Genomic DNA, 8,068 nt, shown 5'->3' with positions numbered 1-8,068 from the left:
AGCGTAGTCCAGGGTGCGGATATCGCCCTCGAGGACCTCCATGGCGTGGTCGGGGCACTCCGCGGCCAGGGTCTCCCGGGCACGCGCGACCATGGCGGGGGAGAGGTCCACACCGATATAGCGGAAGGCGTCCGGCGGGAGCGTCCCGGCCAGTGCCAGGCCAGTGGCGCCCAGCGAGCAGCCCAGGTCGTAGACGTGGGCGCCGTGGCGCAGGTGGCGGGCGGCAATCAGGCCGAGCATGCCCAGTATCTGGCCGTAGCCGGGCACCGAGCGGCGGATCATGTCGGGAAAGCAGGCGACGACTTTCTCGTCGAACGAAAAGCGTGCCACCCGGTCCAGGGGTGTCGAAAAGATCGCGTCACGGTAAGATGCGTCACTCATGGAACAGGCCGGAAATCGTGGGAGAAGGGACGTCATTCTACGCCTCGCCCACACCGGCTGCACGACAGGACGTCAAGGAGGAAGCCATGAGACACCCCACGATCGACCAGCGCGCTGCCTGGCAGGCCCTGGCCGAGCATGCCGCCGGGATGCGTGCTGCCCACCTCAGCGAGCTCTTCGCCGGCGCGCCGGGGCGCCACGCGGCCTTCACCCGCCGGGCGGCGGGGCTGACCCTGGACCTCTCCAAGCAGCGCTGGTGTGACGAGACCCTCGCCCGGCTGCTCGACCTCGCCCGGGAGGCCGAGGTGCCCGAGGCGATTCGTGCCCTGCTCGCCGGGGAGCGGGTCAACCGCAGCGAGGACCGGCCGGCCCTGCATACCGCGCTGAGGCTGCCGCCGGAGGCCAGCCTGGTAGTGGCAGGCGAGGATCTGGTGCCCGCGGTGCATGCGACGCTCGAACGCATGGCCACCATGGTCGAGCGTTTCCACGCCGGCCAGTGGCGCGGTGCCACCGGCCGGGCGATTCGCGACGTGGTCAACTTGGGGGTCGGCGGCTCGGACCTGGGCCCGCTGATGGTGACTCACGCCCTGGCCGACTACCAGCCGGAGGGCGTGCACACCATCGACGTGCACTTTGCCTCGACCATGGACGGCTCCCAGCTGGCCGACTACCTGGCACGGCTCAATCCCGAGACCACGCTGTTCGTGCTCTCCTCGAAGTCCTTCACCACCATCGACACCCTCTCCAATGCCCGCACCGCGCGGGACTGGCTGATGGCGCGGTTGATGGGCGAGCACCGCGAGGAGGGCGTCGACACCGAGCTGGTGATGCGCCAGCACTTCATCGGCGTCTCGGCGAGCCCCGAGAAGATGAACGAGTGGGGCATCGCCGAGGACCATCAACTGGAGTTCTGGGAGTGGGTGGGGGGTCGCTACTCGCTTTGGGGGGCCATCGGTCTGCCCATCGCCCTGGTGGTGGGCATGGAGCATTTCCATGAGCTGCTTGCCGGTGCCCATGCCATGGATCGTCACTTCAGCGAGGCACCGCTGGCAGACAACCTGCCCGTGATGCTGGCCCTGGCGGGGATCTGGAACGTCAACTTCCTCGATATCCGGGCCCACTCGATCCTGCCCTACGACGGCCGCCTGGAGTTTTTCGCCGCTTACCTCGAGCAGCTGGAGATGGAGTCCAACGGCAAGTCGGTGACCCACGACGGGCGCGAAGTCGGCTACTCCACCTGCCCGGTGCTGTGGGGCCAGCTGGGACCCAATGCCCAGCATGCCTTCTACCAGCTGCTCCACCAGGGCACCCAGGCGGTGGAGTGCGACTTCATCGCCCCCAAGGTGCGCTACGACGACGTGGAGGATCCTGCCACCCGCGACCATCTGATGGGCCAGCACCGCTTGACGCTCGCCAACTGCTTCGCCCAGTCGCGGGTGCTGATGCTCGGCGACGAGGCCATCAAGGACGACGGTCCACGCCCGGTGCACAAGCGCTACCGCGGCAACCAGCCCTCGAGTACCCTGTTGCTCGACCGGCTGACGCCGGCGACCCTCGGGGCGCTGATCGCGCTCTACGAGCACAAGGTGTTCGTCCAGGCGAGGATCTGGGACATCAACCCCTTCGATCAGTGGGGCGTGGAGCTGGGCAAGAAGATCGCCGGCGAGACCCAGCGGATCCTCGAGCACCAGGCGGACATCGCGGACATGGACGACTCCACCCGGGGCCTGATCGAGGCCGTCTGGGCGGCGGAGCGCGATTCGCGATGATACTGGCTGCATGTACAGGGGTTGCGGTATGCTGAGTGCTGCCCGGCAGCCGCCGGCCGCCAGCGGGGTCCTCTACCTCCATGGGTTCAACAGTGGCAGCGGCTCCCCCAAGGCGGCGCTGGTGCGCCAGGCCTGCGCGTGGCTCGGGCTGTCCTGCGCGACGCCGCAGCTGCCGCATCGCCCGGCGGCGGCCCTGGCGCTGGCCGAGTCGCGGCTGGCCCGTCTGGGGCCGAGGCCGCTGGTGGTGGGTAGTTCCATGGGGGGCTTCCTGGCGACGGTGATGGCCGAACGCCACAACCTCGCGGCGGGGCTGATCAACCCGGCGGTGGCCCCGGCACGGTTGGTGGCGAACTGGGTCGGCGAGCGTTTTGACAACGCCTATACCGGCGAGCGCTTCGCCATCGAGGCCGCGCACCTCGAGGAACTCGAGGCGCTGACGCCCGATCGGGTCATGGCCGAGCGCTACCTGCTGCTGCTGGGAACGGCCGATGAGACCCTGGACCCGGCCGAGGCCTTTGCCCTGTATCGTGGTGCCAGGACGCTCCTGCACCCGCAGGGAGATCACGGCTTCGCGGCGCTGGCCGACCATCTGCCGGCCATCCTCGCCCACGGCGGCCACCGCCTGGCACCTGGGTGGTCCGGCAGCCAGCCCCTCGGAACAGCGGGCGCCGGCATCCCGGGCGACACGAACGATCGCAACCACTTTGGGTGATGCATGACGCAATACAGTGCCAGCTCCATCGAGGTCCTCTCCGGCCTCGAGCCGGTGCGCAAGCGCCCCGGCATGTATACCGACACCTCCCGGCCCAACCATATGGTCCAGGAGGTCATCGACAACAGCGTGGATGAGGCACTGGCCGGCCATGCCGGGGAGGTCAGCGTGCGGCTGTTCGAGGACGGCGGCATCGAGGTTGCCGACGATGGTCGCGGCATGCCCATCGACATCCACCCCGAGCACGGTGTCTCCGGGGTCGAGCTGATCATGACCCGGCTGCACGCCGGCGGGAAGTTCTCCCAATCGAGCTACCGCTTCTCCGGCGGCCTGCACGGGGTCGGGGTCTCGGTGGTCAACGCCCTGTCGAAGCGCCTGGAGGTCGAGGTGCTGCGCGATGGCAGCCGCCACGGCATGGCCTTCGAGCACGGCGACAAGGCTTCTCCCCTGCAGGTGATCGGCAGTGCCCCCAAGCGGGCCCGTGGCACGGTGTTGCGCTTCTGGCCCGAAGAGAGCTACTTCGACAGCCCCCGACTCTCGCTCTCGCGTCTCAAGCACCTGATGCGCGCCAAGGCGGTGCTCTGCCCGGGCCTCAAGGTCACCCTGGTGGAGCCCGATGGCAACCAGAGCGTCTGGCAGTACGCGGATGGCCTGCGCGACTACCTGGCCCAGGCCACCGATGGCTATGAGGTGCTGCCGGCCTCGCCCTTCATCGGCCATTTTGCCGATGAGGAGCACGGGGTGGACTGGGCGATCCAGTGGCTCCCCGAGGGCGGGGAGCCGCTGCTCGAGAGCTATGTCAACCTGATTCCCACGACCCAGGGCGGCACCCATGTCAATGGCCTGCGGGCCGGCCTGGTCGACGCCCTGCGCGAGTTCTGCGAGTACCGCAACCTTCTCCCCCGGGGGGTCAAGCTCACCGCGGAGGACCTCTGGGAGCGAGTCTCCTATGTGCTCTCGGTGAAGATGCTCGACCCGCAGTTCGCTGGCCAGACCAAGGAGCGCCTCTCCTCGCGCACCGTGGCGGGCTTCGTCTCCGGGGTGGTCAAGGACGCCTTCTCGCTATGGCTCAACCACCACGTGGACCAGGCTGAGGCCCTGGCCGAGCTGGTGATCAGTGCCGCCCAGCGCCGCCAGAAGAGCTCGAAGAAGGTGGCGCGCAAGAAGGTTACCTCGGGGCCGGCGCTGCCCGGCAAGCTGGCCGACTGCTCGGGTCAGGACCCGGCCGGCAGCGAGCTGTTCCTGGTGGAGGGTGACAGTGCCGGCGGTAGCGCCAAGCAGGCACGCAACCGCGAGACCCAGGCGATCCTGCCGCTGCGCGGCAAGATCCTCAATACCTGGGAGGTGGAGTCCCATGACATCTATGGCTCCCAGGAGGTCCACGACATCGCCGTGGCCGTGGGCATGGACCCAGGCAGCGATGACCTCTCCAAGCTGCGCTACCACAAGATCTGCATCCTCGCCGATGCCGACTCCGATGGCCTGCATATCGCGACCCTGCTGTGCGCGCTCTTCGTGCGTCATTTCCCGGCGCTGGTGGATGCCGGCCATGTCTTCGTGGCCATGCCGCCGCTCTACCGCATCGATCTGGGCAAGGAGGTGCACTATGCCCTGGACGAGAGCGAGAAGGCGGCCATCCTGCGCAAGCTCGAGGGCAAGCGTGGCACCCGGAAGGCCGGCCCGGTGAACGTACAACGCTTCAAGGGCCTGGGCGAGATGAGCCCCTTGCAACTGCGCGAGACCACCATGGCGCCCGAGACCCGCCGCCTGGTGCAGCTCACGCGTGAGGTCGGCGACGGCACCATGGAGATGATGGACATGCTGCTGGCCAAGAAGCGTGCCAGTGACCGCAAGAGCTGGCTCGAGGACTACGGTAACCTGGCGGATATCGAGGTCTGACCCGGCTTCGCCGGGAGCTATAAGCCGTAAGCTTGAAGCTGTAAGCAACCCCAGGAATAAGTGGTTTTTCTTACAGCTTACGGCTTCAAGCTTACAGCTCTTCCAGAACGTATCGTGCGGGCACTCCCCGCGAATTTTCCATGATGGCAGATAGGGCCCCGAACCCATGACCATGGATATCCAGGTGGCGGAGGGCGACGTCGAGCGCCTTTCGCTGCGCGAATACACCGAGAAGGCGTACCTCGACTACTCGATGTACGTCATCCTCGACCGGGCACTGCCCCATATCGGCGATGGCATGAAGCCGGTGCAGCGGCGCATCGTCTATGCCATGCGCGAGCTGGCGCTCTCGGCCAGTGCCAAGTACAAGAAGTCGGCGCGCACCGTCGGCGACGTGCTGGGCAAGTTCCACCCCCACGGCGACAGCGCCTGCTACGAAGCCATGGTGCTGATGGCTCAGCCGTTCAGCTACCGCTACCCGCTGGTCGACGGCCAGGGCAACTGGGGCAGTCCCGACGATCCCAAGTCCTTCGCGGCCATGCGCTACACCGAGGCGCGGCTGTCGAAGTTCGCCGAGGTGCTGCTCGCCGAGCTCGGCCAGGGCACCGTGGACTGGACCCCCAACTTCGACGGCACCATGAACGAGCCGGTGGTGCTGCCGGCGCGCCTGCCCCACGTGCTGCTCAACGGCGGCACCGGTATCGCCGTGGGCATGGCCACCGACATCCCGCCGCACAACGTGAACGAGGTGGTCGAGGCCACCTGCCACCTGCTGCGCCACCCCGAAGCCACCACAACGGACCTGCTCGAGCACCTGCCGGCGCCGGATTTTCCCACCGAGGCGGAGATCATCACCCCGCGCAGCGACCTGCGAAAGCTCTACGAGAGCGGACGCGGCTCGGTGAAGCTGCGTGGCCGCTATGTGCGCGAGGCGGGCAACGTGGTGGTGACAGCGCTGCCCTACCAGGTGAGTGGGGCCAAGGTGCTCGAGCAGATCGCCGCCCAGATGCAGGCCAAGAAGTTGCCCATGGTCGCGGACCTGCGCGACGAGTCGACCCACGAGGAGCCGACGCGGCTGGTGATCGAGCCCCGCTCCAACCGCGTCGATATCGAGGCGCTGATGGCGCACCTCTTCGCCACCACCGACCTCGAGAAGAACACCCGCGTCAACATGAACGTGATCGGCCTGGACGGCCGCCCTCGGGTCATGGCGCTGCCCGACCTGCTCGGCGAGTGGCTGCGCTTCCGCCGCGCCACGGTGCGCCGGCGACTCGAGCACCGCCTGGGCAAGGTCGAGGACCGTCTGCATATCCTCGAGGGCCTGCTGGCCGCCTACCTCAACATCGACGAGGTGATCCGCATCATCCGCGAGGAGGACGAGCCCAAGGCCGCGCTGATCGAGGCCTTCAGTCTCTCCGACCGCCAGGCCGAGGCGATCCTCGAGCTGCGCCTGCGCCACCTGGCCAGGCTCGAGGAGATGAAGATCCGTGGCGAGCAGGATGAGCTCGAGGCCGAGCGCAAGCGCCTCCAGGCACTGCTCGGCAGCGAGTCGGCGCTCACCGACCTGATCGAGAAGGAGCTGCGAACCGCCGCCGAGGCGCACGGTGACGCCCGTCGCTCGCCGCTGGTCGAGCGCGAGGAGGCCCGGGCGCTTTCCGAGGTGGAGCTGGTCGGCGCCGACCCGGTCACCGTGGTGCTCTCCGAGAAGGGCTGGATCCGCAGCGCCAAGGGCCACGAGATCGACCCCGCCGGCCTCTCCTACAAGGCCGGCGACCGCTTCCACCTCGCCGCCCGGGGCAAGACCAACCAGCCGCTGGTGCTGCTGGACGACACCGGGCGGGCCTACACCCTGTCGGCCCATAACCTGCCCAGCGCCCGCGGCCAGGGCGAACCGGTCACGGGACGGGTCAACGTGGCAGCCGGGGCCCATATGGCCGGCCTGATGCTGGCACCGCCGGACAGGCGCTTCCTGCTGGCCTCCGACGGCGGCTACGGCTTCATTGCGCCCCTCGACGCGTTGATCGGCAAGAACAAGTCAGGCAAGGCGGTCCTCAGCGTGCCCAAGGGCTGCAACGTGCTGCCGCCGCTGGAGATGCCGGCCGAGGAGGGCGCCTGCGTGGCGGCGGTCTCCAACGAGGGACGGCTGCTGGTCTTCGAGCTCTCGCAGCTGCCGGAGATGGCCAAGGGCAAGGGCAACAAGATGATCGACATCCCCGGTGCCCGGGCCGCTCGCCGCGAGGAGTTCGTGCGCGACCTGGTGGTTCTGCCCGCCGGTGCGGCGCTGGTGGTGCATGCCGGCAAGCGCCACCTGACCCTCAAGGCCGGCGACCTGGACTACTATCGTGGCGAACGCGGCCGGCGCGGCAGCAAGCTGCCCCGCGGCCTGCAGAAGGTCGACCGCCTTGAAAGCCTGAAGCCGGAAGCTTGAAGTCCCCGGCTTCGCCGGAAGCTGTAAGCCATAAGCTATAAGCTGTAAGTAAACCCATGATAGGCATGTCTTTCTTACAGCTTACGGCTTAAAGCTTACAGCTCATCAAAGGGGTTAACATGACACGACGCATACTGATTCGCGCCACCGGGGTGGCACGCCCCGGCCAGCTGGCCGGCCTGGGCAAGGCGCTGGCGGCCAGCGGCGCCCGGCTGCTGGACATCAACCAGAGCGTGACCTTCGGCATCGTCTCCCTGGAGGCCCTGGTGGGGCTCGACCGGGAGAGCGACCTGGAAGGCGCACTGGCCACGGCGGGAGACGCCCTGGGCCTGGACATCCAGGCGATCCAGGTGAGTGCCGAGGACTACCAGCGCTGGAGCGTGCAGGCGAGCCAGCCGCGGCTGATCCTGACCCTGCTGGCGCCCCACCTGCCGGCCGGCATCCTCGCCGAGGTGGGGGCGCTGACCGCCGAGCATGGCCTGACCGTGGAGCTGATCCACCGCCTCTCCGGTCGCGAACCCCTGGACGGCGGCGTGCCGGAACACGGGTCCTGCGTGGAGTGCTGGCTCAGGGGCGAGGAGGTCGACCTGGACGCCCTGCGCGAGAAGGCCCTGGCGCTGGGTGCCATGCACGGGGTGGACATCGCCCTGCAGGAGGACTCCATCTGGCGCCGGCATCGCCGCCTGGTCTGCTTCGACATGGACTCCACCCTGATCCAGACCGAGGTGATCGACGAGCTGGCCCGGCGCCATGGCGTGGGTGACGAGGTGGCAGAGGTCACCGAGCGGGCCATGCGCGGCGAGCTGGACTTCCAGCAGAGCTTCCGCGAGCGCATGAGCAAGCTCAGGGGGCTGGACGAGTCCGTGCTCGCCGAGATCG

General features: G+C 68.1%; 6 protein-coding genes. 5 read left to right on the top strand and 1 reads right to left on the bottom strand.

The genetic code is table 11. From position 1 onward, the window contains the following. Positions 1 to 381 (bottom strand): methyltransferase domain-containing protein (locus RI841_RS11990; protein ID WP_310705832.1); only part of this gene is annotated, 381 nt, incomplete at its 3' end. Positions 382 to 467: 86 nt separating this feature from the next. Here RI841_RS11990 and pgi point away from each other — a divergent pair. The 5 genes from pgi to RI841_RS11965 all read left to right on the top strand — a co-directional run. Then, positions 468 to 2,150: a glucose-6-phosphate isomerase gene (gene pgi, locus RI841_RS11985; RefSeq protein ID WP_310705831.1), complete on the top strand. Its 1,683-nt coding sequence runs from the start codon at positions 468 to 470 to the stop codon at positions 2,148 to 2,150. Positions 2,151 to 2,178: 28 nt separating this feature from the next. After that, complete coding sequence (locus RI841_RS11980) at positions 2,179 to 2,862, top strand: YqiA/YcfP family alpha/beta fold hydrolase (protein ID WP_310705830.1); 684 nt, start codon at positions 2,179 to 2,181, stop codon at positions 2,860 to 2,862. A gap of 3 nt (positions 2,863 to 2,865) precedes the next feature. Continuing rightward, positions 2,866 to 4,761 carry a DNA topoisomerase IV subunit B gene (gene parE / locus RI841_RS11975; RefSeq protein ID WP_310705829.1) on the top strand — a complete coding sequence of 632 codons (1,896 nt, stop codon included), beginning with the start codon at positions 2,866 to 2,868 and terminating at the stop codon, positions 4,759 to 4,761. 166 nt (positions 4,762 to 4,927) lie between these two features. Beyond that, a complete protein-coding gene (parC, locus tag RI841_RS11970) occupies positions 4,928 to 7,189 on the top strand; it encodes a DNA topoisomerase IV subunit A (RefSeq protein WP_310705828.1) in 2,262 nt (753 codons plus the stop codon). A gap of 119 nt (positions 7,190 to 7,308) precedes the next feature. Beyond that, positions 7,309 to 8,068 (top strand): ACT domain-containing protein (locus tag RI841_RS11965; RefSeq protein WP_310705827.1); only part of this gene is annotated, 760 nt, incomplete at its 3' end.

Origin of the sequence: Halomonas sp., from assembly GCF_031581305.1 — a bacterium.
GTDB lineage: Bacteria > Pseudomonadota > Gammaproteobacteria > Pseudomonadales > Halomonadaceae > Halomonas.
Note: the sequence above shows the minus strand (reverse complement) of the source record. Positions and strands in the feature narration are given on the sequence as shown.